This is a genomic window from Rhizobium sp. BK602, from assembly GCF_014195095.1.
GTDB lineage: Bacteria > Pseudomonadota > Alphaproteobacteria > Rhizobiales > Rhizobiaceae > Rhizobium.
Genome location: NZ_JACIBC010000005.1, coordinates 202629 through 226852, shown reverse-complemented (window position 1 = coordinate 226852; position 24224 = coordinate 202629). Strand labels below are relative to the sequence as shown.

Annotated in this window: 18 protein-coding genes; 9 read left to right on the top strand and 9 right to left on the bottom strand. The window is 62.5% G+C overall.

Annotated elements, in window-relative coordinates; genetic code table 11:
- Position 1: 1 nt before the first annotated feature.
- Genes FHX11_RS17710 through FHX11_RS17695 form a run of 4 tightly spaced genes read right to left on the bottom strand, consistent with a single transcriptional unit; the run spans position 2 to position 4059 of the window.
- Positions 2-1357 (bottom strand): aspartate aminotransferase family protein, encoded by a 1356-nt coding sequence (locus FHX11_RS17710; RefSeq protein WP_184358972.1) that lies wholly within the window; start codon positions 1355-1357, stop codon positions 2-4.
- Between the two features lie 17 nt (positions 1358-1374).
- Positions 1375-2025, bottom strand: coding sequence for an HAD-IA family hydrolase (locus FHX11_RS17705; protein ID WP_184358971.1), 651 nt, complete (start codon positions 2023-2025; stop codon positions 1375-1377).
- Complete coding sequence (locus tag FHX11_RS17700) at positions 2022-3275, bottom strand: Tm-1-like ATP-binding domain-containing protein (protein WP_184358970.1); 1254 nt, start codon at positions 3273-3275, stop codon at positions 2022-2024. Before FHX11_RS17700 ends, FHX11_RS17705 begins: the two co-directional genes overlap by 4 nt.
- On the bottom strand, positions 3226-4059 hold the full coding sequence (locus tag FHX11_RS17695) for an IclR family transcriptional regulator (RefSeq protein ID WP_184358969.1): 834 nt from the start codon (positions 4057-4059) through the stop codon (positions 3226-3228). The genes FHX11_RS17700 and FHX11_RS17695 overlap by 50 nt, the downstream gene beginning before the upstream one ends.
- 312 nt (positions 4060-4371) lie before the next feature.
- On the opposite strand from FHX11_RS17695, the gene FHX11_RS17690 reads away from it, so the two are divergent.
- Positions 4372-5826 (top strand): APC family permease, encoded by a 1455-nt coding sequence (locus FHX11_RS17690; protein WP_184358968.1) that lies wholly within the window; start codon positions 4372-4374, stop codon positions 5824-5826.
- A gap of 74 nt (positions 5827-5900) precedes the next feature.
- Complete coding sequence (locus FHX11_RS17685; RefSeq protein WP_184358967.1) at positions 5901-7379, top strand: aldehyde dehydrogenase; 1479 nt, start codon at positions 5901-5903, stop codon at positions 7377-7379.
- A gap of 109 nt (positions 7380-7488) precedes the next feature.
- On the opposite strand, the gene FHX11_RS17680 is transcribed toward FHX11_RS17685, so the two are convergent.
- Entirely contained in the window at positions 7489-8001 is a 513-nt protein-coding gene (locus FHX11_RS17680; protein WP_184358966.1) for a flavin reductase, read from the bottom strand.
- 10 nt (positions 8002-8011) lie between these two features.
- Complete coding sequence (locus FHX11_RS17675) at positions 8012-9574, bottom strand: 4-hydroxyphenylacetate 3-hydroxylase N-terminal domain-containing protein (RefSeq protein WP_184358965.1); 1563 nt, start codon at positions 9572-9574, stop codon at positions 8012-8014.
- 94 nt (positions 9575-9668) lie between these two features.
- On the opposite strand from FHX11_RS17675, the gene FHX11_RS17670 reads away from it, so the two are divergent.
- Positions 9669-10559, top strand: coding sequence for a helix-turn-helix domain-containing protein (locus tag FHX11_RS17670; protein WP_184358964.1), 891 nt, complete (start codon positions 9669-9671; stop codon positions 10557-10559).
- Positions 10560-10666: 107 nt separating this feature from the next.
- On the opposite strand, the gene FHX11_RS17665 is transcribed toward FHX11_RS17670, so the two are convergent.
- Positions 10667-11203: a flavodoxin gene (locus FHX11_RS17665; protein ID WP_246781057.1), complete on the bottom strand. Its 537-nt coding sequence runs from the start codon at positions 11201-11203 to the stop codon at positions 10667-10669.
- An 805-nt stretch (positions 11204-12008) separates the two neighbouring features.
- Between FHX11_RS17665 and FHX11_RS17660 the strand changes: the two genes are divergently transcribed.
- The 5 genes from FHX11_RS17660 (at position 12009) to FHX11_RS17640 (ending at position 20119) form a co-directional block, all read left to right on the top strand.
- Positions 12009-13220 (top strand): efflux RND transporter periplasmic adaptor subunit, encoded by a 1212-nt coding sequence (locus FHX11_RS17660; protein ID WP_184358962.1) that lies wholly within the window; start codon positions 12009-12011, stop codon positions 13218-13220.
- Between the two features lie 9 nt (positions 13221-13229).
- Complete coding sequence (locus FHX11_RS17655; RefSeq protein WP_184358961.1) at positions 13230-16382, top strand: efflux RND transporter permease subunit; 3153 nt, start codon at positions 13230-13232, stop codon at positions 16380-16382.
- Between the two features lie 74 nt (positions 16383-16456).
- Positions 16457-17182 carry a response regulator gene (locus FHX11_RS17650; RefSeq protein WP_184358960.1) on the top strand — a complete coding sequence of 242 codons (726 nt, stop codon included), beginning with the start codon at positions 16457-16459 and terminating at the stop codon, positions 17180-17182.
- Positions 17179-18675 carry a HAMP domain-containing sensor histidine kinase gene (locus FHX11_RS17645; RefSeq protein WP_184358959.1) on the top strand — a complete coding sequence of 499 codons (1497 nt, stop codon included), beginning with the start codon at positions 17179-17181 and terminating at the stop codon, positions 18673-18675. The genes FHX11_RS17650 and FHX11_RS17645 overlap by 4 nt, the downstream gene beginning before the upstream one ends.
- A gap of 235 nt (positions 18676-18910) precedes the next feature.
- Positions 18911-20119, top strand: coding sequence for a cupin domain-containing protein (locus FHX11_RS17640; protein WP_184358958.1), 1209 nt, complete (start codon positions 18911-18913; stop codon positions 20117-20119).
- Between the two features lie 49 nt (positions 20120-20168).
- Here FHX11_RS17640 and FHX11_RS17635 read toward each other — a convergent pair whose 3' ends face one another.
- Complete coding sequence (locus FHX11_RS17635; protein WP_184358957.1) at positions 20169-20813, bottom strand: response regulator transcription factor; 645 nt, start codon at positions 20811-20813, stop codon at positions 20169-20171.
- A gap of 140 nt (positions 20814-20953) precedes the next feature.
- Positions 20954-22621: an ATP-binding protein gene (locus FHX11_RS17630; RefSeq protein ID WP_184358956.1), complete on the bottom strand. Its 1668-nt coding sequence runs from the start codon at positions 22619-22621 to the stop codon at positions 20954-20956.
- A gap of 273 nt (positions 22622-22894) precedes the next feature.
- On the opposite strand from FHX11_RS17630, the gene fdhA reads away from it, so the two are divergent.
- Positions 22895-24085, top strand: coding sequence for a formaldehyde dehydrogenase, glutathione-independent (fdhA, locus tag FHX11_RS17625; protein ID WP_184358955.1), 1191 nt, complete (start codon positions 22895-22897; stop codon positions 24083-24085).
- Positions 24086-24224 lie beyond the last annotated feature (139 nt).

The window sequence follows — 24224 nt, the reverse complement described above, 5'->3', positions numbered from 1 at the left end:
ATCAGGCCCTCGCGGCGGAAAGGCCCGCGTCGAGCGCGGTCAGGATGGTCCGGACATTCTCCGCCGTCAGGATCAGCGGCGGCGACATGATGACGTTGGCGCCGGAGGTGCGGATCAGAACGCCGGCGTCATAGGTCGCATCCTGAACCTTCTGGATGACATCCTTGGCGGCGGCGCTCTTCTTCTTGCGGTCGCCGACGAGTTCGAGAGCACACATCAGGCCCTTGCCGCGCACGTCGCCGATGAGCTCATGCTTGTCCTGCAGCTTTTTCAGCCCGGCCAGCAGCTCTTCGCCGCGGGCAGCCGCATTGGCGGCGACGTTGAGCCGCTTGGTTTCCTTCAAGGTGGCAAGTGCTGCGGCCGCGCCGACCGGATGGCCGGAATAGGTATAGCCGTGGCCGATGCTGCCGACCGCGCCCTTGCTGCTCTCGAAGACCTGCGCCACCTTGTCCGAGATCATCACGGCGCCGAAGGGGAAATAGCCGTTGGTGATCGCCTTTGCCGTCGACATCATGTCCGGCTGCACGCCCCAGAGGCGCGATCCGGTCCAGGCGCCGGTGCGGCCGAAGGCGGTGATGACCTCGTCGGCGATCAGCAGGATGCCGTGCCGGTCGCAGATCTCGCGCATCAGCGGCAGGAAGGTTTCGTGCGGGACGATGACGCCGCCGGCGCCGAGCACCGGCTCGACGATCAGCGCGGCGATGGTATCGGCGCCCTGGAAGGCGATTTCATCCTCGAAAAGCCTACCGATGGCAGCCGCAATCTCCGCACCGTCGGTGGTGTTGAACGGGTTACGGTAAGGGAAGGGAGCCGGCAGATGGATGACGCCCGGCAGCAGTGGTTCGTAGTTGCGGCGGAAGTTCTGGTTGCCGTTGACCGAGGCGCCGCCGAAATGCGTACCGTGATAGCCCTTCTTCAGCGCGACGAACTTCGTGCGCTCCGGCTCGCCGTTGACCTTGTGATACTGGCGCGCCAGCCGCAGGCAGGTCTCGACCGAATCCGAGCCGCCGGAGGTGAAGAAGGAACGGCTCAATCCATCCGGCTTGAACCACTCGGCAAGCTCGTAGGACAGTTCGATCAGCGGCGAATTGGTCGTACCGCGGAAGGTCGAATAATAGGGCAGCTCGTCGAGCTGGTCGCGGATCGCCTTCTTTACCGGCTCGCAGGAATAGCCGAGATTGACGTTCCAGAGGCCGCCGACCGCGTCCAGCACTTTCCTGCCCTGGATATCGACGATTTCGACGCCTTCGCCGGAATTGATGATGCGCGGCGGATTGGCCTGCATTTCCGCGGGGTGGGCCATCGGGTGCCAGAGGTGGCGGGCGTTGTTTTCGATGATGAAATTGGTTTCACGCATGTCAAATTCCTCTTGGTTCAGAGACCCAGCATGGCAAGGGCGCGGGCATAGCTTTCGGCGGGGCGGGTGACGTCGAAATGCACGTAAGGCAGCTTCACGGCTTCGGCGCCCTCGATGTTCTTCTTCTGGTCGTCCACGAAGACGCAGGCCCCGCGCGGCAGACCGAGCTCGGACAGAACGAGCTCATAGGCGCGGGGATCGGGTTTCAGGATCTTCGTATAGGTGGCGTCGACGATGACGTCGAAGAGGTCGATCAGCGGGAAGCGCCGGCGAAACTCGATGCCGTAGAAGAGGTCGAGTTCGTTCGACAGGATCGCCAGCTTGAGGCCGGCCTCCTTGGCGCGCAGGATGGCGTCGCGGGCTTCCGGGCGCAGAACCAGCTCCGGCTCGGCGCCGCGTGCCCGGCGCACGAAGGTCTGCATATCGGTCCAGGTCTCGCCGACCAGCCTGCCGACCTCGCCGGCCCGCGTCAGCCAGTAGTCGCGCTCGGAGATCTCGCGGTTCTGCATCGCGACCCAGAGCGGGTCCGTCGTCGTGTCGAACGGGCCGAGCCAGGTCAGCGATCCCTTGGGAAGGCCGAGCGTGCGTTCGGTGATGTCGTGGGTTTCGAACAGGGTGCGGGTCACGACGCCGCCGAAGTCGAGGATAAGCGCGCGGTCCTGTGTCATGGCCGTCCCTCCGGAATGATGCCCTCGACGACCCATTGATCGAAGATGGCGAGCGCTGCCGCCGAGAAGGCGGGCGCGTTGATATGGGCATCGACCTCCTGCAGGGCGACGGAGGGCGGAATGGCGCGGCGCATCTCGTCGAGAAAAGCGTCGAGGCCCTCCGGATCATGCAGCGGCTCATCCGGCTTGTCCCATTCCTGCAGCCCTTCGGTCGGCAGAAGGAAGGCGACCTTGGCTTCGGCGCGCTGCAGTTTCTGCCCGATCAACCGGGCGACCTCTCGCCGGCCTTCCGGCGATGTCGTCACCGAGCCGATCAGCCGGTTATGGGCGTGATAGGGACGGTCGGCAAAAATCGCGGGCAAAGCCTGCCATGCCTGTAGATCGACCATGTCGACCGCACCGGGGGCGACGATCTGTGGAATGCCGGCGCGCCCGGCATTCTCCAGCCTGTCCGGCCCGGAGGTGACGACGGTGCCGTAATGATGATTGCTGACTTCCTGGATGCAGAAGTCGAAGACGGCGGCAAAGCCCCCCTGGGACGCGACGGCTTCATAAGCCCGTCCGCCCATGCCGGTGGAGTGGAAGACGGCGACGTCATAGCCGCGCTTTTCCAGCTCGGGCCGCAGATACTTCATATATTTCAGGCAGGACGAGCCGAGCGAGGTCATGCCGACCAGCGGCCGTTCGCGATCGGGCCTGGTGCGGTGCTTCGCCGCTCCGACGACGGCGCCGCAGGCCTGCGAGAGAACCGAGCGGCAGATGCCGTTGAGGCCGTAGAGACCGCCGGCCCAGAGGATCATCATCAGGTCGGGCGCGATGCGTTCGGGCGGGATCAGGTGGGAGTAGGCGATGGTCGAAACCACGAATTTCGGCACCCCAAGCGGCAGGACGGCGGCGACATCGAGCGCCAGATCCGTGCCCATGGAACCGCCGAGCACGATGACGGCGTCGACCAGTCCGTCGTCATAGAGGCGCCGGGTCAGTACCGATGCGCCCTTTGCCATGGCTGCCATGGCGCTGTTCTCGTCGCCGCTTTCGGCGATTGCCGCGATCGTGGTTGCGGCGGCCTTTGCGATGTCATGCTTTGAATAGTTCGGACTATAGGGCGGGTCGCCCAAAATGCTGACATCCATCATGACCGGCTGGCCGCCGGCTTCTTGAATGACGGATGCCATGAATTGCAGTTCGTCGCATTTGGTGTCACCGGTTCCGATGACGAGTATCTTTGGCGAGGGAGCCGTGGGGCTCATCGATCTGTCCTCCTGACTTTGGACTGGTTCCCATGGGTCTTTCCGACCCGTAATATTTTTCTGAGATCGCATTGGCGGCGGCGATGGCCTGCGCGCCGAATTCGTGAACGGCCGTCTTGGTCGTGCGCGAGAGCGGCGCGGCGACGGCGACGCAGCCGATCGGATGACCGGTGGGCGTGCGGATAGGGGCGGCGGTGCTGATGACGCCGGCTTCGAGACCCTGGTCGCTGATGGAAAAGCCGCGTGCCGCCGTCTCGTCGAGCAGATTGCGCACCAGCCGGGGATCGACGACGGTGTGGTCGGTAAATTTCTCGAGCGGCTTTTCAAGCGCCGCGTCGATCTCCGAGCGTGGAGAGAAGGCCAGAAAGGCAAGACCGGACGCCGTGGCATGAAAGGGCAGGAGGCTGCCGACATCGACGATAATGCGATGCGCGCGGGGCGCATCCTCCACATGAATGGTCGAAAGCTGCCCACCGGAGAACTCCGAAAGGTGCACCGTCTCCGTCGCCGTTTCAGCAAGCGACTTGATGAAGGGGATCGCGACCCGCAACAGCGGAAAGCGTGCTTCGCGGATGCGGGCGAGACGAACCGGTGCCGAGCCGATGCGATAGCGGCGCGTATCCTGATCCTGCTCGACGAAACCGTGCTTTTCCAGCTCCACCAGGAAGCGGCGTGCCGTCGCCTTGTCCAGCGCGCACAGGCGGGCGATGTCGGTCAGGCCCGCCTCCTTGTCCAGCCGTGACAGGGTATCCAGCAATGAAAGCGCCTTTCCGATCGTGCTCATCGTTCCTCCTTGGGTTGGTCGGGGTCTGAGTCTGTGCGTCCAGCCGTGGCTTCCGTCAGATCTGATCGCCGACCCCGCGCCGCGGCACGATGGCAGCGACCCAAGATACTTAACATGCGAAATAACTTGACAGAGGCCGGGAATGTTTGCAAGTCTATATTTGAAGCTATGGTTCAAATAATGAACCTTAAGCGCTGACGGCGGTAAAATCAACAAAAGCATAAGCCCCGCTGTCGGTCCGGTTTTGATGGAGGTTGCCTGCGCGCAAACGCAGCGATGATCGGATATTCTCAACAAGGGGAACGAACGCAGATGAATACGCAAAATTCGCAAGGTGCGGCTGAGAACCAGCTGCGCAAGAACAGTCTCGGCGTCGGTGCCGTGACCTTTCTGGTGGTCTCGGCCGCAGCGCCGCTGACGGCGGTTGCCGGCGGCGTGCCGCTCTCGATGATGCTGGGCAACGGGCCGGGTATCCCGCTGACCTTCCTGTTGGTGACGGGCATCTTGCTGCTGTTTTCCGTCGGATATGTCGCCATGGCGCGCCATATCCGCAATGCCGGCGCCTTCTATGCCTATACGGCCCAGGGCCTTGGCGGCCTCATGGGGGGTGCTGCGGCGCTGATCGCCATTCTCGCCTACAATGCCATGCAGGTCGGCGTTCTCGGGCTTTTCGGAGCGGCAACGAAGGGCTTTTTCGCTGAACAGCTCGGTCTCGATCTGCCCTGGTGGGTCTGGAGCTTCGTCGGCATCGCCTTCGTCGCCGTCTTCGGCTACCGCCGCGTCGATCTGTCGGCCAAGGTGCTGACGGTGCTGGTCATTCTCGAATATCTCGTCGTGCTGGTCATCGACGCCGCCATCTTCGTCCAGGGCGGCGATGCCGGTCTCTCTGCTGCCCCCTTCACGCCAGCCGCCTTCTGGAGCGGAACGCCGGCGATCGGTCTGCTGTTCTGCTTTGCCGCCTTCATCGGCTTCGAGGCAACGACCATTTACAGCGAAGAAGCCCGTGAACCGGAAAAGACGGTGCCGCGCGCCACCTATATTTCCGTTCTCATCATCGGCCTCTTCTACATGCTCACCTCCTGGCTGATGGTGAACGGCGCCGGTGTCGACAAGCTCGTTCCGGCCCTTCAGGGCCTTGCCGATCCCACGACTTTCCTCTTTGGCCTTGCCGAGCGCTATGTCGGACACTGGATTACCGTCGTGATGAGCCTTCTCTTCATCACCAGCCTCTTTGCCGGCATTCTCGCCTTCCACAATGGCGTGGCCCGCTACATGTACGTCGCCGGTCGCGAGGGCCTGTTGCCGAAGTCGGTCGGCGTCACGCATCCGGTCTTCCAGAGCCCGCATGTCGGCTCGATCATTCAGACGGTCATCGCCGTGCTCGTGATCGCACTCTTTGCGGCGACAGGTCAGGACCCGGTGCTGGCGCTGTTCTCCTGGCTCACCAATGTTGCCACGCTCGCAATCATTCTGCTGATGGCCTTTACCGCCTTTGCGATCGTGGTGTTCTTCACCCGTAATCCGGAGCTTGAGCGCAATGTGCTGGCAGTCAAGATATTGCCGGTCGTGACGGGGCTCATTCTTCTGGCGCTGGTCTATTATATCTCGGCGAATTTCGGCGCGATTGCCGGTGCCAATGGCGTGCTGGCCGTGCTGCTGCCCGGCCTGGTGCTGATCGCGGCGGTCATCGGCTTTATCGCAGCCGCTCGCCTGAAGTCGTCGGATGCCGCAGGCTATGCTCGCCTCGGCGCCGGCCAGGAAGCCTGAACCAGTTCCAATCGTGGTGGCGGGGAAAACCCGCCACCCTCTTTGTGAGACCTACCTCTTTGTGAGATAATGAGATGCAGGACAAGATCGACCAGCTCCGGACTTTATCCGTTTCCCCGCAGGCATTGTTCATCGGCGGCGCATGGCGCCAGCCGGTCAGCGGTGCTGCGATGGACGTCATTTCGCCGATCGATGGCACCAGGCTGACCACGATTGCCGATGCCGGCACGGAGGATGTCGATCTCGCGGTCAAGGCGGCACGGCATGCGTTCGAAAAGGGCAGCTGGTCGAGAGCGGCTCCGGCCGAGCGCAAGAAAGTGCTGCTGAAGATCGCCGAGCTGATCGAGAAGAATGCGCTCGAACTGGCCGTGCTCGGCGTGCGCGACAACGGCACGGAAATCTCGATGGCGCTGAAAGCCGAGCCCGGTAGTGCCGCGGGCACGTTCCGCTACTATGCCGAGGCGATCGACAAGGTCTATGGCGAGATCGCTCCGACGGCGGAGAATATTTTAGGCCTTGTCCATCGCGAGCCGATTGGCGTCGTCGCCGCCATCGTGCCGTGGAATTTTCCGATGATGATCGGCGCCTGGAAGATCGCGCCGGCGCTTGCCGCCGGCAATTCCGTCGTGCTGAAGCCCGCCGAAGGCGCGTCGCTGACGCTGCTGAAGCTTGCTGAAATTTGCGCCGAAGCCGGCTTGCCCGAGGGCGTGTTCAACGTCGTCACCGGGCGCGGTGCAATCTGCGGCGAGGCGTTGGGGCTGCATATGGATATCGATGTGCTGGCCTTCACCGGCTCTGGCCCGATCGGCCGGCGGCTCCTGGAATATTCGGCGCGCTCGAACCTGAAGCGCGTCTATCTCGAGCTTGGCGGCAAGTCGCCGAACATCGTTTTTGCCGATGCGCCGGATCTCGATCAGGCGGCCAAGGTCTCGGCCTATGGCATCTTCCGCAATTCCGGACAGGTCTGCGTCGCCGGTTCCCGGCTGCTTGTGGAGAAGTCGATCCATGCCGCCTTCTCGGAGAAGGTCGCCCGTATCGCCGAAAATATGAAGGTCGGCGATCCCCTGCTACTGACGACGGAAGCGGGGGCGATTTCCAGCGAGATCCAGCTGACGAAGGATCTCGGTTACGTCGCCCAAGCGATGTCGGAAGGCGCATCGTTGCGCAGCGGCGGCGCTCGCATTCTTGAGGACACTGGAGGCTATTACATGCGGCCGACCGTCTTCGATGTCACCCCGTCGATGACGCTGGCGCGCGAGGAAGTCTTCGGGCCTATCCTGTCGATCATACCCTTCGAGACCGAGGCGGAAGCCTTGCAGATCGCCAATGCTACCGAATATGGCCTCGCTTCCGCCGTCTGGACCTCGAACCTGTCTCGCGCCCATCGCATGGTGCGGGGAATCCGCGCCGGCGTGGTGCATGTCAACACCTATGGCGGCGCCGACAACAGCGTGCCGCTTGGCGGCGTCAGGCAGTCGGGCAACGGCCACGACAAGTCGCTGCATGCCTTCGACAAATATGTGGACCTGAAGACGGCGTGGATTCAGCTTTGACGGGAGACGACGCTGAGGTCGTCAAACGGGTCTCTTCCCAAGCAAACAGGGTGCCGGCGATAGCGGCACCCTGTTTTGTTTCCAGTGATTATCGGCCGTGCTTCGGCATCTACCCGCCGAAGCTGCCCGCCTGGGTTGGCACATGCACATAGTTGCGGTCGAAATAGAGAAGCGCGTGCCCGTCCTTGCGGCTACGGATGTCGATCACCTCACCGATGAAGATATGATGCGTGCCGACGAGGCGCGCTTCCGTCAGGCGGCAATCGAAAGAGACGATGGCGTCTGAAAGCGCCTGGCTGCCGGAGCGAAAATCGATCCATTGCGCCGCGGCGTAGCGGTCTTCCATCTCGGCGCGCTGGCCGGCGAAATAGCCGGCCAGTTCCTTGTGCTCCTGCGTCAGGACATTGACGCAGAAGCGGCGGTTTTCGAAGAAGAGGCCCGTCTGTGCCGAGCGGCTGTTCATGCAGACGAGCAATGTGGGCGGCTCATCGGTGACGCTGCACATGGCGGTCGCGGTAAAGCCGCCGCGGCCGGCCGGGCCGTTGGTGGTGATCACGTTGACCGGCGCGCAGACCCGCGCCATGGCGTTGCGGAATTCGGTTTTCGAGAGTTGTTCCTCCATGGCGATGGCCTCACTCGGCGGCATTGCGGACGGGGGAGGTCTGCCCAAGCGGCGGCAGCCAGGTGTCGCCGGTCCAGCCGTTTTCGTCGTAGTCGCTCATGCAGGTGTCGACCAGCGCTTCCATCTCCTTCAACCGTCCGCCGCGCTCGGCACCTTTCAGCACCTGCAGGCGGACTTCCTCCGGCGCACCGGCATAATTGAGCTCGTAGAGCGCATGGCGTCCGCCGAATTCGGTGCCCGTGGCATCCCAGAGCAGCTTCATGATCTTGATGCGCTCGATATGGCCCATGTCGTTGGAGCCACGCACATATTGGGCGAGGTAGCGATCGATATCCGGATTGCCGAAGTCCTTGGTCGAGGAGGGCAGGTAGATGAGGCCGGAGGCCACGACCTTGCGCACGGTTTCGATGACGCGCGGATAGGCCTCCGACATGAAGGTGCGGTAGGAGAGGGCGGCCTCCATGTTCGGCAGCACCGCGCCATTGGCCCAGGGTTGCGGATTGTAGGCCATGGCGTTGGAGAAGGACCAGAACATATGGCGAAGCGCGATGACTTCGCCGAGGGCGGCCTGATTGCCGCGGAAGGCATCGCCACCGGTCGCACGCAGCGCCTTGGCGAGCAGCCCGGCGATGAAGTCGAGCTTGACGGCAAAACGCGTGCAGCCCTGGAAGCAATAGCCATGCATGAAGCCGGAGGCCGGATGGAAGGACAGGATCTTGGCGGCATCGCGCAGCACAAGCACGTCCTCCCAAGGCACGAAGACATTGTCGAGCACCAGGATCGCATCGTTTTCGTCAAAGCGTGACGATAGCGGGTAGTCGAAGGGGTGTCCGACGGTGTTGGCAGTCTGCTCGTAGGAGACGCGGCAGAACATCTTGATGCCCGGCGCATTCATCGGAACGATGAACATCACCGACAGCGACGGGTCTTCCGTCACCGTCGCCGAGCTTTGGGCGAGGAAATTGTAGTGGGTGAGCGCCGAGGACGTCGCCACCACCTTGGCGCCGGAGACGTAAATGCCCGCATCGGTTTCCTTGGTGATGTGGACGAAGACGTCCTTGACGGCATCGGCCGGCTTGTGGCGGTCGATCGGCGGGTTGACGATCGCGTGGTTCATGAAGAGCACGGATTCCTGCGCCCGCTTGTGCCAGGCGAGCGCATTGTCCTTGAATGGCCCGTACCAATCGGCATTGGCGCCGAGCGTGTTCATCAGCGCCGCCTTGTAATCGGCGGTGCGGCCCATCCAGCCATAGGACATGCGAGCCCAGTCGGCGATGGCGCCCTGTTGGGCCACGAGATCGGCAGAGGATTTCGCCACGCGGAAATATTTATGGGTGTAGCCGCCCGATCCGGTGTCGGTCGGCGAGGTCAGGCGATCTTTGGTCTTCTCGTCATGCAGCGCGTCATACATGCGGGCGATCGAGCGCGCGGAATTGCGCATGGACGGGTGTGCCGTGACATCGGCGATGCGTTCGCCATTGATGTAGACTTCGCGGCCGTCGCGCAGGCTCGCCAGATATTCGGCGCCGGTAAAGGGTCTGGTCTTGTCGCTGCGGTAATCTTCGGCATTCATGTCGTGTTCCTCCCTGAGACAATGACAAAGCCTAAGTGGGAACGCGATGCGGGGCCATGGACAAAGCCCATAATTCGCTGGTACTTTTTCCGGTATGGCGATACGAAACGCGGTTCCGAATTTCTTTGTCTATGGCGAGCCGAGCCGTTCGCTCGAGGTCGGATTCCTGCATGTCGAGACGGTCATGGACCGGAAAACGCTGCATTTCGGCCAGGTCGCGCCGCATATGCATCCATTGATGGGGCAGATCACCTATTGGTTTCAGGGCGGCGGAACCTATCGGATCGAAGATCGGACTTGGAATTTTTCCGCTCCGACTGTGAGCTTCGTGCCGAGCAATGTCGTGCATGGATTCGAGGTCGGCGATCAGTCCGACGCGATCGTGGTGTCGGTCTCCGACGACATGCTGAAGGCGATCGCGCCGCAGGTCGCCCTTGATCTCGATATGCCGACCTTTCTGAGCGGTCAGCCTGCCGATCCGGTATGGTCGAGGCTTGGAACGCTGCTTGGCATGATTGCCGAAGAGTATCGCGAGAGGGGCGCGGAGGGTGAAAAAGTGCTGGGCGGGCTGATCGGCGTCGTATTGTCCCTGATGGGCCGGATCGGCGGCCGAATGGCGCTGCCCTCCACATCGCCGACGGTATCGCTCGGGCTTTCGCTGCGCCATGCCATCGATCTTCACTACAAGAAGGATTGGCCCGTCGCTGCCTATGTCGGCCTGCTGGCGACCACGCCGCATCTCCTCGACAAGGCCGCCCGCGACGTCTTCGGCTTGTCCGTCAAGGAGTTGCTGTTGGAGCGGCGGCTGCTGGAGGCGAAACGTCTGCTGATGTTCACCGTCCGATCGGTGGAAGACATCGGCCGCGAGATCGGCTTCGAGGACCCGGCCTATTTCTCTCGTTTCTTTCGCAAGCGGACCGGCGAAGCCCCGGCCGCCTGGCGCCGGCGCCACCTGCAGCCGGAGAGGGAGCCGCCATCGAGCTGAGGATGGAACTCGACGGTCGGGAGGCGCTCCAACCTGCCGTGGTAAAGGAGGCTTTTCGCTCGCCATCTCCTGGCCTCGGGCGCTGGGTCACAAGCGCGGAAGGCCGCTCACAGTGTCTTTGGTCCGCCCTTTGACCGGGTTCGCATGGCCCAGGAGGCGACGGCATCGCCGGAGCGTCCATTGGCAATGTCGAACTCATTGACCATCAGAGCCGGCAGGAAGGACGCATTGTGCGCCTGGGCCGCGAAGTTGCTCTCATAATGCGACGGCGTGAGTGCGTAGGTGGCGAAGAGGCCCACATTCCGGCCGCGAAAATCCGTCCGCTCGAGAAAGCTCATGACCGGCGCGGCCACCGTATTCCACCACACCGGACCGCCGACGAGGATCAGATCATAATCCGATATGTCGTAGGGATCGCCAAGCAGCATGGGGAGCTCGCCGGTTTCAAGCTCCCGTTTCGACCGCTCCGCCGCCTGGCGGATATCCGCGGAGTAGGGCTCTTCCATCCTGATCTCGAGAAGCTGTGCGCCAATATCGGCGCGCAGCCTTTCCGCCACCGACCTGGTGTTCCCCGTATAGGAATAATAGGCGAGCAGGGTTCGGCGCGGTTCCGCTGCGAAGCTCCAGCGTGGAATGGTCGCCATCGCGGCCATCGAGGTAAGCATTGTACGGCGAGAGAGTTGCATTGCCCCTACTTTCTGTTTCAAAGGTCCGTTTTCAAACCGGACGGTCAGCAGGCCAAGGCCGTGGACGGCCTAACGGTGTGAGGCAGATCGGGCGCCGATCGCTGCCGTCCTTATCGTCGGCGGTTGACGAAGATAGGGCGGCATCGCCTCGGCGAGACGGAGCGCAAGATTTGCGGGATCGCTTTCCCCTTGGTCCGCAAGCCGCATGAGCTCCCGCGCGGCGATGATCGCCGGCTGATCGGAAAGCCCCAGATCGTGGCGGGAGCAGAAGTCTTCGAGCACTTTGCGCAAGATTGCGATTTGCGATAGCTCAATGGCCAACAGCCTATCCTCCTTTTGGTGCCGACATCGTCGAACATCCAGTGAATTTCGAAGCGGAAGATAGGCCAAGCATGTCGCAGCTTTGTGCCGAAGATGTAGACGCATGTCGCGGCGGAGGACGCCGTTCGGCGAAGGCGTGACGGAGGGCTCCCATCGGCAATGTGCGAGCATTGCTGGCCACAAGCGCATGCTTCGCAGGGTTTGGGGCTGTATCGGTCCTTGCCATTGGGGTGCAAGGGTCTTGCCGCGTTGCAATATCGGCCTGTGTGGCAGTTGCGATAAAGTTGCGACAGCTTGTTACAAATTGGCCCGTGCCGGGCACATCCTTGCGACAGCCGCCGTGTAGTTTGCCGGCTCCAAAGTCCCCACGAGGTGAGGAAAGGCCGACCGCTGCCCATGCCGGCAGGATAGCCACTCCCGTCCGTTAGATATGGAGATCCATATGCGCATGCTATTCGTTCGCCTGGCCGCCGCTTGCATTACGACCGCGAGCCTGACCGCCTGCGAACAGGGTGAGGCTTCCGCTCCGCAGACCCCACCGCCGCCGGCCGTCGGCTTTGTAACGGTCACGCCCGAGACGCTGCCGATGACCACCGAGCTTCCCGGCCGGGTTGCGGCGACGAGGGTGGCGGAGGTGAGGCCGCGGGTGACGGGCATCGTCACCGAGCAGGTCTTTCAGCAGGGCACACTGGTGAGCCAAGGGGACGTGCTCTATAAAATCGACCCCGCGCCCTTCCAGGCGCAGGCCGACAGCGCCGCAGCTACCCTGCGCCGAGCCCATGCGGTGCAACTGGATGCGAGGCAAACGGCCGAGCGGCAGGAACAGCTCCGCAAGTCGAACGTCACCAGCCGGCAGGATTATGATTCCGCTGTCGCGCGCCTCGCCCAGGCGGACGCGGATGTCGCCGTTGCCGAGGCGGGGCTCGTCTCGGCCAGGCTCAATCTGCAATATTCTAATGTGACGGCGCCCATCTCCGGCCGGATCGGCCGCGCCTTGATCACGGAAGGCGCGCTGGTCTCGGCCAACGGTTCCGACAATCTGGCGACGATCCAGCAGCTGGACCCGATCTATGCCGATTTCACCCAACCGGCATCCGATCTCATCCGCCTTCGCAAGGCGTTGGCCGATGGCAGTCTCACCGCCAGCATCAACGAAGCTCGCGTCGGACTGCGCCTGGATGACGGAACGGAGTATCCGTATCCCGGACGGCTGCTGTTTTCGGAAGCCGCGGTCGACGCGACCACCGGGCAGGTGACGCTCAGGGGCGAGTTTCCAAATCCTGACGGCCTGCTGCTGCCCGGCATGTATGTGCGTGTCGAGGTCGAGCAGGGGGTGCGCAACGCGGGCCTAGCGGTGCCGCAACAGGCGGTCCAAAGGGATGCCGCCGGCAATGCGAGCCTTCTCGTCGTTGCCGACGGAAACAAACTGGAGCAGCGCAGCATCGTGGTCGGCCGCGCCGTCGGCCAGCGCTGGATCATAGAACAGGGCGTTCAGGCCGGAGACCGTATCGTCGTCGACGGCTTCCAGCGGGCGCGTGCCGGCGCGACGGTGGCGCCTCAGCCCTGGACCGATCCCGCCGCCGCCGCCGCCAAACCGGCTGTCGAAACGGCCGAGCGTGCGGCTGCCCAAGCCAACCTGCCCATGCAAAGATAAGGTGCCTTCATGGTCAATTTCTTCATCGAGCGCCCGATCTTTGCCTGGGTCGTGGCGATCTTCATAACGCTCGCGGGCATCCTCACCTTGCCGCTGATGCCGATCGCGCGCTATCCGCAGGTCGCGCCGCCGCAGATCACGGTTTCGACGAATTACCCGGGTGCCACGCCGGAGGACATCTACCAGTCGGTTACCCGGCCCATCGAGGAGGAGCTGAACGGCGTTCCGGGGTTGCTCTATTTCGAATCCGTGTCGGAAGCGTCCGGGCGTATCGCGCTCAACGTCACCTTCGAGACGGGCACGAATGTCGGCGAGGCGCAGGTCGAGGTGCAGAACCGCATCGCGCGCGTCGAGCCGCGCCTGCCGAGCGCGGTGACGCAGCAGGGCATCAGGGTGGATCGGGCCGGCACCTCGTTCCTGATGATGGTGGTGCTGCGGTCGCAGGACGGCAAGACCGATGCGGTCGGTCTCGGCGACTATCTGAGCCGAAACGTCATCGGCGAGTTGCGGCGCGTGCCGGGTGTGGGCAACGCGCAGCTCTTCGCCACGCAGCGCTCCATGCGCGTCTGGATGGACCCGGACAGGATGCTCGGCTTCAACCTGACCGCGGCGGATATTACCAATGCGATTACCGCGCAGAATGCCCAGGTGACGGCGGGGCGGGTCGGCGCCAGCCCGAATTTGCCCGGCCAGCAGACATCGGCCATCGTCAATGTCCAGGGGCAGCTGCGGTCGCCGCAGGAGTTCGGCGAGATCGTCCTTCGCGCCAATCCGGATGGCTCCACGGTGCGACTGCGCGATGTCGCGCGGGTCGAAGTCGGGGGCGAGAACTATAATTTCGCGAGCCGCCTCAACGGTCAGCCAAGTGCGAATGTCGGCATCCAGCTCACTCCCACCGGCAATGCGCTGGCCACGGCCGAGCAGGTCCGCGCGACGATGGAGGGTCTCTCCCGCTATTTCCCGCCCGGTCTCAGCTACGAGGTGTCCTACGACACGACGCCTTTCGTGCAGGTTTCCATCGAGAAGGTCGTGCACACGCTGCTCGAGGCGATCGTCCTGGTCTTCATCGTCATGTTCCTGTTCCTGCAGAACATCCGCTACACTATCATTCCGACGCTCGTGGTCCCGGTCGCGCTTCTCGGCGCATGCGCCGTGATGTATGCTGCCGGCTTCTCGATCAACGTGCTCACCATGTTCGCCATGGTGCTGGCGATCGGCATTCTTGTCGATGATGCCATCGTCGTGGTCGAGAATGTCGAGCGCATCATGGCGGAGGAAAAACTGTCGCCAAGGGAGGCGACGAAGAAAGCGATGACGCAGATCACCGGGGCGATCATCGGCATTACCCTTGTGCTGACGGCGGTGTTCGTGCCCATGGCGTTCTTTCCCGGCGCGGTGGGGGTCATCTACCAGCAGTTCAGCCTGACGATGGTCGTCTCCATCCTGTTCTCGGGCCTGCTGGCGCTGACCTTCACGCCCGCGCTCTGCGCATCCTTCCTCAAACCCGTCTCCCATGGGCACGAACGCAGAACCGTCTTCTTTCGCTGGTTCAATCGCGGCTTCGATAGCCTGACGCGGCGGTATTCGCTCGGCGTCGGGGCAACGGTCAGGCGTGCCGGCCGTTTCATGCTCATCTATCTCGCCCTGCTCGGCGGGCTGGGATGGGCTTACCTGCAATTGCCGAACTCGTTTCTGCCGAACGAGGACCAGGGTTACCTGATCGCCGAACTGCAGGCACCCGCCGAAGCAAGCACCGACAGGACGCGCGAGGCGATCAGGCAGATGGAAGGTATCCTCATGGAGGAAAGCGCCATCAGGAATGTCGTCGCCGTCTCGGGCTTTTCCTATTCCGGTTCCGGACAGAATGCCGGTCTTGCCTTCATCACGTTGAAGGATTGGAGCGAGCGCGGTCCGAGCGATTCCGCCGCCGCGATCGCTGCGCGCGTGAATGCGAAATTTGCCACGATACGCGATGCTTCGGTGCGCGCGCTTTCGCCGCCGCCGATACAGGGGCTCGGCACCTCGAACGGATTTGCCTATCGCCTTCAGGATCGAGCAGGTGTCGGGCAGGCGGCGCTTGCCGCCGCCTCGGCGCAGGTACTGGACGCGGCCCGGGCAAGTCCCGTGCTTGCCGGGGTTCGTATCGAGGGGCTGCCGGACGCCGCGCAGATCAACCTGATGATCGATCGGGAAAAGGCAAACGCCTTCGGCGTCGGCTTCAGCGATATCAACGCGGCGCTGTCGGCGAACTTCGGGTCATCCTATATCAACGACTATCCGAATGCCGGCCGGATGCAGCGCGTGACCGTGCAGGCGGATGCCGTGCAGCGCATGCAGACCCAGGACCTGTTGCGACTGAACGTCAGGAACAGTCATGGCAGCATGGTTCCGTTGTCCGCTTTCGCATCGATCGACTGGGTTCGCGGTCCATCGCAGGTCGTCGGCTATAATGGCTATCCCTCGATCCGTATCGGCGGGCAGGCGGCGCCTGGATATTCCTCGGGCGAGGCCATCGCCGAAATGGAGCGGCTGTCGCGGCAATTGCCCGCCGGGTTCGGCTTCGAATGGACCGGCCAGTCGTTTCAGGAGATCAAGTCCGGGTCGCAGGCGCCTTTCCTGATCGGCCTCAGCATTCTCTTCGTCTTCCTGCTGCTGGCGGCCCTCTATGAAAGCTGGTCGATCCCGCTTTCGGTCATGCTTGTCGTGCCGCTCGGCGTGCTCGGCTCGGTCCTGGCGGTGATGCTGCGCGGGCTGCCGAACGACATCTACTTCCTTGTCGGTCTTATCGCGATCATCGGCCTTTCGGCCAAGAACGCCATCCTCATCGTGGAATTCGCGCGGGAACTCGTCGCTGAGGGGCGCCCGGTGCGGGAGGCCGCGATCGAGGCCGCACGGATGAGGTTCCGGCCGATCCTGATGACTTCGCTCGCCTTCGCCCTGGGCGTCGTGCCGCTGGCGATCGCGACGGGCGCAAGCGCGGCGAGCCAGAATGCCATCGGAACCGGGGTGCTGGGCGGCATGATTTCCGCAACCCTGCTCGCCATCTTCTTCGTGCCGGTGTTTTTTGCCTTCGTCGTCGGATTCTTCCGCAAGCCCGATGAAAACCCGCAGCCGCGCAAGTCGGAGCTTATCGGCCCGGCCACAACCGGCCGGCCGGTGTGAAACTTTGATACACTTTTTTCGATGCGAACGGGGCTTGGCTTTTGTAAAGTGGCTCAACAGGGTGGAAACTGTATATGCAAAAAGCTGCGCATATCGCTGTCGTCGATGACCATGCGGATATAAGAGACCTTGTCGGCCAGTATCTTGAGCAGCAGGGCTACAGGGTGAGCGTGGCCGACAGTGGCGCGGCATTGCGACGAATTCTCGAGCGCAGTGCGGTCGATCTCGTCGTTCTCGATGTCATGATGCCGGGCGAGGATGGCCTCTCCGTCTGCCGCCACCTCAGGGCGACGATGGACGTTCCGATCATATTCCTCACGGCGATGACCGAAGACACCGACCGCATCATCGGCCTCGAGCTCGGCGCCGACGATTATCTCATAAAACCGTTCAATCCGCGGGAACTGCTGGCCCGGATCAGGGCTGTCCTGCGCCGGGCCAACAGCGTGCCGCAGCAGCAGCGGGAAACGCTGAAAAAGGCCAAGGTCGTGCGCGTCGGCCACTGGCGCGTCAACATGGGCCGGCAGGAGCTTTCCGGGGACGATGGCGTCGGCATTCCGCTGAGCACGGCGGAATTCAGGCTTTTGCGGGTCTTTCTCGAACGTCCGGGCCTGGTGCTCAGCCGCGAGCAGCTTCTTGACCTGACCGTCGGCAAGACGGCCGATATTTTCGACAGAAGCATCGACAATCAGGTGAGCCGGCTGCGCAAGAAGATCGAGCCGGACCCGAAAAATCCGTCAGTCATCAAGACCCATTGGGGTGGCGGCTATAGCCTGTCGGTGGATGTGGGGTTCGAATGATCTACTGGTGGAGGAGAAGCCTTGCCGCACAGTTCATCGGGTTCACGCTGCTTGCGCTCGTGGTCTCGCAGGTCCTGACATTCTCGATTTCCTGGGATGAGCGGACCAAGGCGCTGCACACCGCCATGAAGAGTGAGTTCTTCAGCCGGTGCGCCTCGGTGACGCGACTGATGGAATCCGTGCCGGAGCCGCTGCGCGAGCAGGCTCTTCTTGCCAGCGAGACCAGCTATTCCCGGTTCTGGCTTTCCACCGAGGAGCCGGCCGATGCCAATGCATGGCGCGCCCGCGCGGCGACCGAGTTGACCCGTCCGATCGAGAATTTCATCGATCTGGCCGGGAAATATGGTTTGCGCCCGAATCCGAATGCCGGACGGCAGCTGTCGAAGGACGTGGCGACGGCAAACGCAACCGAGACATGGGCTACGCCTCCCGCCGTACTATGGAGCCAGCCGCAACCGGCCAAGTTCGTCTATTTCGGTGGCCACAACGGCTATGGCCTGACGGTCAAGCTCGATGATGGCGTCTGGTTGAACACGGCCTTCTACAAGGCCGACAGCGACCAATGGTGGGGTCTCAAGTCCATCACCTCCCTGGGCATGACCGCGTTGATTCTGTCGCTGATCGGGGTGTTCATCGCCAGCCGGATCGCGCGTCCGCTGCGGCGGCTTGCGGTTTCCGCGGAGGCTTTGGGCAGGGGTGAAAACCTGCCGCCACTGCCCGAGGAGGGGCCTGACGACATCAGGCGAACCGCCGAGGCGTTCAACAGGATGCAGGAGCGTCTTCATCGCTTCGTCGACGACCGTACCCGGATGCTGGCGGCGATCGGTCACGATCTCAGGACGCCGCTGACCTCGCTGCGGCTGAGGGCCGAATTCGTCAAGGACGCCGACATCCAGCAGAAGATGCTGTCGACCATCGACGAGCTGCAAAGCATGACGGAGGCGGCCATTTCCTTCGCGCGCGGGGAATCCACGGCGGAGGAAACGCGGGCCATAGAGCTGGAGGCGCTGGTTGGCAGCATCTGCGACGATCTTGCCGATCTCGGCCTGCCGGTGGAGTATATCGAAGGGCCGAAGACGACCTATCGATGCCGTCCGGACGGCCTGCGCCGCGCGGTGCGCAACCTCGCGGAAAACGCGGCGCGCTATGGCGGCCATGCGAAGGTCTATATCCGCCATTCTGCGACCACGATCGATATCGTCGTGGAGGACAACGGCCCGGGCATTCCGGAAGGCATGCGGGAGAAGGTCTTCGCGCCCTTCTTCCGCCTGGAGGCGTCCCGCAGCAGGGATACCGGCGGCGTCGGGCTGGGCCTGTCGATCGCCCGTGCCATTGCGCGACAGCATGGCGGAGACATTCAGCTCACCCCCAACGATCCCGGCCTCAAGGCGATCATCTCGCTACCGCAGGAAGGCCATGTGCAGGCGCCTGCAAAAGAGAGCCGGCGAAAGAAGCGGGCTCGCTCGTTCAAGCTGGCCGGTCAGGAAGGATAGGCGGAAAAGCCCTGCCGGCATCGTGCCGGCGATCTCCCGCGCTATCGCTTACTATACTCGCGCATAGGGTCTGGTTCCGTCTCTTGGTGATCTTATACGGCTGATTTCTATCAGGTTTTTTCTCGCGCTTCTCAAATTGGAGACATCGATGCCGCTGTCGGGCTAGACCTCGGTATAGCTGCACCGTTTTGTCACGGGGCTTACCTCTGTCGTGTTCAACGGAGGAGGTTGTTCCATGACGGATCTTTCAAGACGGAATGCGCTTTTTACTATGGCCGGCGGTGCTGCGCTTGCAGCGAGTGCCGCTTCGGGGGCTGAGCTTGCCCAGCCCCGGCGGCCGGGATTTGGCGGCGACGATCCGGGTCCGCGAAATGCGGCACGCGATAGTTTGAGCCCGGACATGCTCAATCAGCCCGTGACCGACTCCGGCACATTGCCCAACTTGAAGTTCTCTTTCGCGGATGCCCCCACAAAGGAATATCCCGGCGGCTGGACGCGACAGGTGACGGTTCGCGAACTCGGGGTTTCAAAGAATATTGCCGGCGTCGACATGCGCCTCAATTCCGGCGGCGTGCGCGAATTGCACTGGCATAAGGAAAGCGAATGGGCCTTCATGCTCTACGGCAATGCGCGCATTACCGCCGTGGGAGCCGACGGCAAGAGCTTCGTGGATGACGTCGGTCCCGGCGATCTCTGGTATTTCCCCTCGGGCGTCCCGCATTCCATTCAAGGCCTCGGACCTGACGGATGCGAGTTCCTGCTCGCCTTCGACGATGGTGGCTTCGACGAGGACAGCACCTTCCTGCTGACCGACTGGTTCAACCATGTACCGCCGGCCTTGCTCGCCAAGAATTTCCAGGCTCCGGCTGAGGCGTTCGCGCATCTTCCCAAGGAAAGCGAGCGCTACATATTCCCGGTCGCCCTTCCGCCCGCCGATGTGCAGAAGGACAGAATCCCCGACACTGAAATGGTCGGCAACAGGTTCAGCCATCGGATGATGGCGCAGGAGCCGATCAAGACGCCGCACGGAACCGTCCGCATCACCGATTCAAACAATTTCCCCGCCGCCAAGACCATAGCGGCGGCTCTGGTGGAGATCGAGCCGGGCGGCATCAGGGAGCTGCATTGGCATCCCAACACCGATGAGTGGCAATATTATATCGAAGGGCAGGCCCGCATGGGCGTCTTCGCCGCCAATGCGCATGCCCGCACTTTCGATTTCGCGGCCGGCGACGTCGGCTATGTGCCGTTTGCAATGGGTCACTATATCGAAAATACCGGCAGCACGACGCTGCGCTTCCTGGAGATGTTCAAGAGCAGCTATTATGCGGATATTTCGCTCAACCAATGGCTGGCGCTGACGCCGCCGGAGCTGGTCCAGGGACATCTCAATCTCGATCCGCAGAAGGTGTCCTTCCGCAAGGATAAGCTGCCGGTCGTCTGAACCGGACGAGCATCGGCATCGAGCCGGCGATGGGCCGGCTCGACCTTCGTCAGTCGCCGAGCAGGGAGGCTTTCCGTACCAGTTCGGCAAGGGAGGATGCTTGCATCTTCCGCATGACGGCGCCACGGTGCAGCTTCACGGTTATCTCCTTGATGCCGAGATTGTGGGCTATCTGCTTGTTCATGAAGCCCGCCACGACGGCCCTCATCACCTCGGCCTCCCGTGGCGTCAGCGTCGTTGCAAGCAGGCGCAGATGCTCGACCTGATGGTTCGCGACTGATCGCGTTCGGTCCTTCGCCAGGGCTTCGCTGACGGCTTCGAGCAGGGCGTGCTGACGGAACGGTTTCTCCAGGAAATTGCTCGCCCCCGCCTTCAGGGCTCGCACCGTCATCGGGATGTCACCATATCCGGTCATAAAGATGATCGGCATACGGTTGCCGACGCGATCGAGATGGTCCTGCAGCTCCAGGCCGTTGAGCCCGGGAAGCCGGACATCCAGGAGAATGCAGCCATGTCCGTCGCTCGGCAGCGACGCCAGAAACGAGCGGCTCGAGGCAAAGCACCGGGCCTCCAGGGACACTGAGTTGAACAACTCCATCAGCGCGGCACAAAGGTCGATATCGTCATCGACGATATACACCACCGCACCGTCCTGAAGCGGAACGGAGTGGGCTGACAAGCGGCTTCTTTCCATGTTCCTCCCATACAGAAACGGAAACCCCCGGCGCGGGAAGTTAAGTGCGCTTGAGCAAAAAATTCAAGCGGCAGCTTGTCGCCCCGCGAGGTTTGGACGCCATCGATCCGCCAAGGTCTGTCGATGCGCCCCAAGGCCTCTCATAGTTCAAATTGCTCCGCGGCCTTTGTTGAAGCGCGTTCCGCCCCTCCCGCCAGCGGCAACTCGATGAGAAAGCTGGCGCCTGACGTTGCCTGATTGTTGGTGGCGATGAGACGGCCACCTCTGGCCTCCAGCGCGGATCGCGATATGGCGAGGCCCATACCCATTCCGTCGGCCTTCGTCGTAAAGAAGGCATCGAAAAGCTTGTTGAGATGGCTTTCGTCGATGCCCGGACCGGTATCGCTCACCTCTATCCATGCCTTGCCGGCATCGGAGCGGGAGATGAGAATTGTAATGACGCGGTTCGATGATCCCGCGTCATTCATGGCCTGCATGGCATTCGTCACGAGGTTGATGACAACCTGCTGGAGTTCGTGACGCGCTATTCCCACATGCACGACGTTTCCGACGGATTCTATTCGCAGCGTTGCGCGGTTTCGCCTGAGCTCATGCTCGAGAAGGCCTGCCGTTTGATGGATCAGGGCAACCGCATCGACCGTTTCGGCCGAGGCCGGCCGCTTGGCAAGCAACGTCCTCGTGCTCTTGACGATGCCGCTCGCCCGCTCCGCGTCGCTGACCATCCGTTCGACCGCCCTGTGGGCTGCCGCAAGATCGGGAGGATCTGTTTCGAGCCAGCGGAGGCATGTTTCCGCATTGACGGTCAGGGCCGCGAGCGGCTGGTGAAGCTCGTGCGCGATCGAGGCGGAGACGACACCAACTGTCGAGATGCGTGCGGCGCGGGCAAGTTCCATTTGGGCGGCGAGAAGGGCTGCATGCGTCTGCTCGCGCTCGGTGATGTCGACGAGGCCGACGACCACGCGGCGCAAGGCGGCTTCGTCATCGGGAAATTTGAGCACCGTCAGCACCGACTTGGTGGAACCATCCACCGCCTGGATGCTGCCCTGAGCCTTGACGTATCGTCCGCCGTTGAAGAGCGTATGAACGACGTCGAGAAATCTGATGTCGCCGTCGGGAATGAACTTGCTCAATGGTCCGAGAAGCTCGGATGCCGAGGCGGCATGGAGGAGCTCGACCGCGGCGTCGTTGACCGCAACGGTCTCCACCATCCCGGCGCATGTCGCAACGAAACCTTCCGTGGTTGCCGCATGGTGCCCGATATCGACCACGCCATCCTGTGCCAGGGATCGCAGATAGGCACGCAGGCGCGAATAATCCTGTTCCCAGATGGCCACACGCGAATCTTCGAAGATCGATCGGTAACGATACTCGCCGCGGGCCGTCTCCGCATGCGACTCGATGAGTTCGCGCCGGGCGGCATCGTTTTTCAGGAGGAGAGCGGCCGTTATGGTGATGGCGGACAAGCTGACCAGCAGCCTCAGCATGGTGGAAAGATCGCCATTCAGGCCATGCGTGAGGGCGTAGGACAAAAGGCAGAGCGAAAAGCAGATCGACGCGGCTGCAAGGATGCCCGCTCGCGACAGCGCATCCGAGGAGACCAGCAGCGCGACGACATAGAGCACGGCGATCGCGCTCTCGATGGGGGTGAATGTATCGATACCGAACACGATGAGCGCCATCACGGCGCCAAGCAATGTGAAGCGGATGTCGTAGAGACGCTGCTGCCTGCTTTGGTCGCTCCTGTCGAATTTCCAGAAGTGACCGCTCCTGGGCGGATTAAACAATGGGCGATCCAGCGTTTTGCTCATCTTCCCTCCGCGACGATGGCTGTCGATATCGTTCTTCATTCGATATCGGCCATCGAGGATATGTCGTGTTGTCGCCTCTTCGATGTCGTTCTTACCATCGCAATGCGTGACCAGCCATGATTTGTTGATCTCTAATAAAGACGCATTGCAAAAGCTGCCCGACATGCGGCTGTTGCGTGTGTTTCATGGCTTTCCGGCTTGCAGAGGAGCGAGACGGCGGTGGTGTTGCGAGCAATCGCAACGGCAGGCAATTCAACCAAGGAGGAGATGGATATGAGCAGGAACAGAGGCGTCGTCTATATGCGCCCCGGCAAGGTGGAGGTTCGCGACATCGACGACCCGAAGCTGGAGGCGCCGGATGGCCGCCGCATCGAGCACGGTGTCATCCTCAAGGTGATTTCCACGAATATTTGCGGCTCCGACCAGCATATGGTGCGCGGCCGCACCACGGCGATGCCGGGCCTCGTCCTTGGTCACGAAATTACCGGCGAGGTCATCGAAAAGGGTATCGATGTCGAGATGCTGGAGATCGGCGATATCGTTTCGGTTCCCTTCAACGTCGCTTGCGGCCGTTGCCGCTGCTGCAAGTCGCAGGATACCGGCGTCTGCCTCACCGTGAACCCGTCCCGCGCCGGCGGCGCCTACGGCTATGTCGACATGGGCGGCTGGATCGGCGGGCAGGCGCGTTACGTGACGGTGCCCTATGCCGATTTCAATCTCCTGAAAATTCCGGATCGCGACAAGGCGATGGCGAAGATCCGTGACCTCACCATGCTCTCGGACATCCTGCCGACGGGCTTCCACGGCGCGGTTCGCGCCGGTGTCGGCGTCGGCTCCACGGTCTATGTGGCGGGTGCCGGTCCGGTCGGTCTCGCAGCGGCCGCGTCCGCCCGCATCCTTGGTGCGGCCGTGGTGATGATCGGCGATTTCAACAAGGATCGCCTTGCCCATGCCGCGAGGGTCGGCTTCGAGCCGATCGATCTCTCCAAGAGCGACCGGCTGGGTGACATGATTGCGCAAGTGGTCGGCACCAATGAGGTCGACAGCGCCATCGATGCCGTCGGCTTCGAGGCGCGCGGCCATACGGGCGGAGAGCAGCCGGCGATCGTGCTCAACCAGATGATGGAGATCACCCGCGCCGCCGGTTCGATCGGCATTCCCGGCCTCTACGTCACCGAAGACCCCGGCGCGGTCGACAATGCGGCCAAGCAGGGCAGCCTGTCGCTGCGTTTCGGCCTCGGCTGGGCGAAGGCGCAATCCTTCCATACCGGGCAGACGCCGGTGCTGAAATACAATCGGCAACTGATGCAGGCGATCCTGCATGACCGGTTGCCGATCGCCGATATCGTCAACGCGAAGGTCATCTCGCTCGATGATGCCGCACAGGGCTACGAGAGTTTCGACCAGGGCGCTGCGACCAAATTCGTCCTCGACCCACACGGCGATCTGCTGAAAGCCGCGTGATCGAACGTCATCGCAGCCAAGGCGCGGGTTGAGCAGCAATGCCAGTTCTGCGCCTTGGCGATATCCCTTCGGAATGACGAAATGTCTACCGAAACCGCAACGGCAGCTGGAGCTGTCGTTACGATCCCGCGTCCGTCCT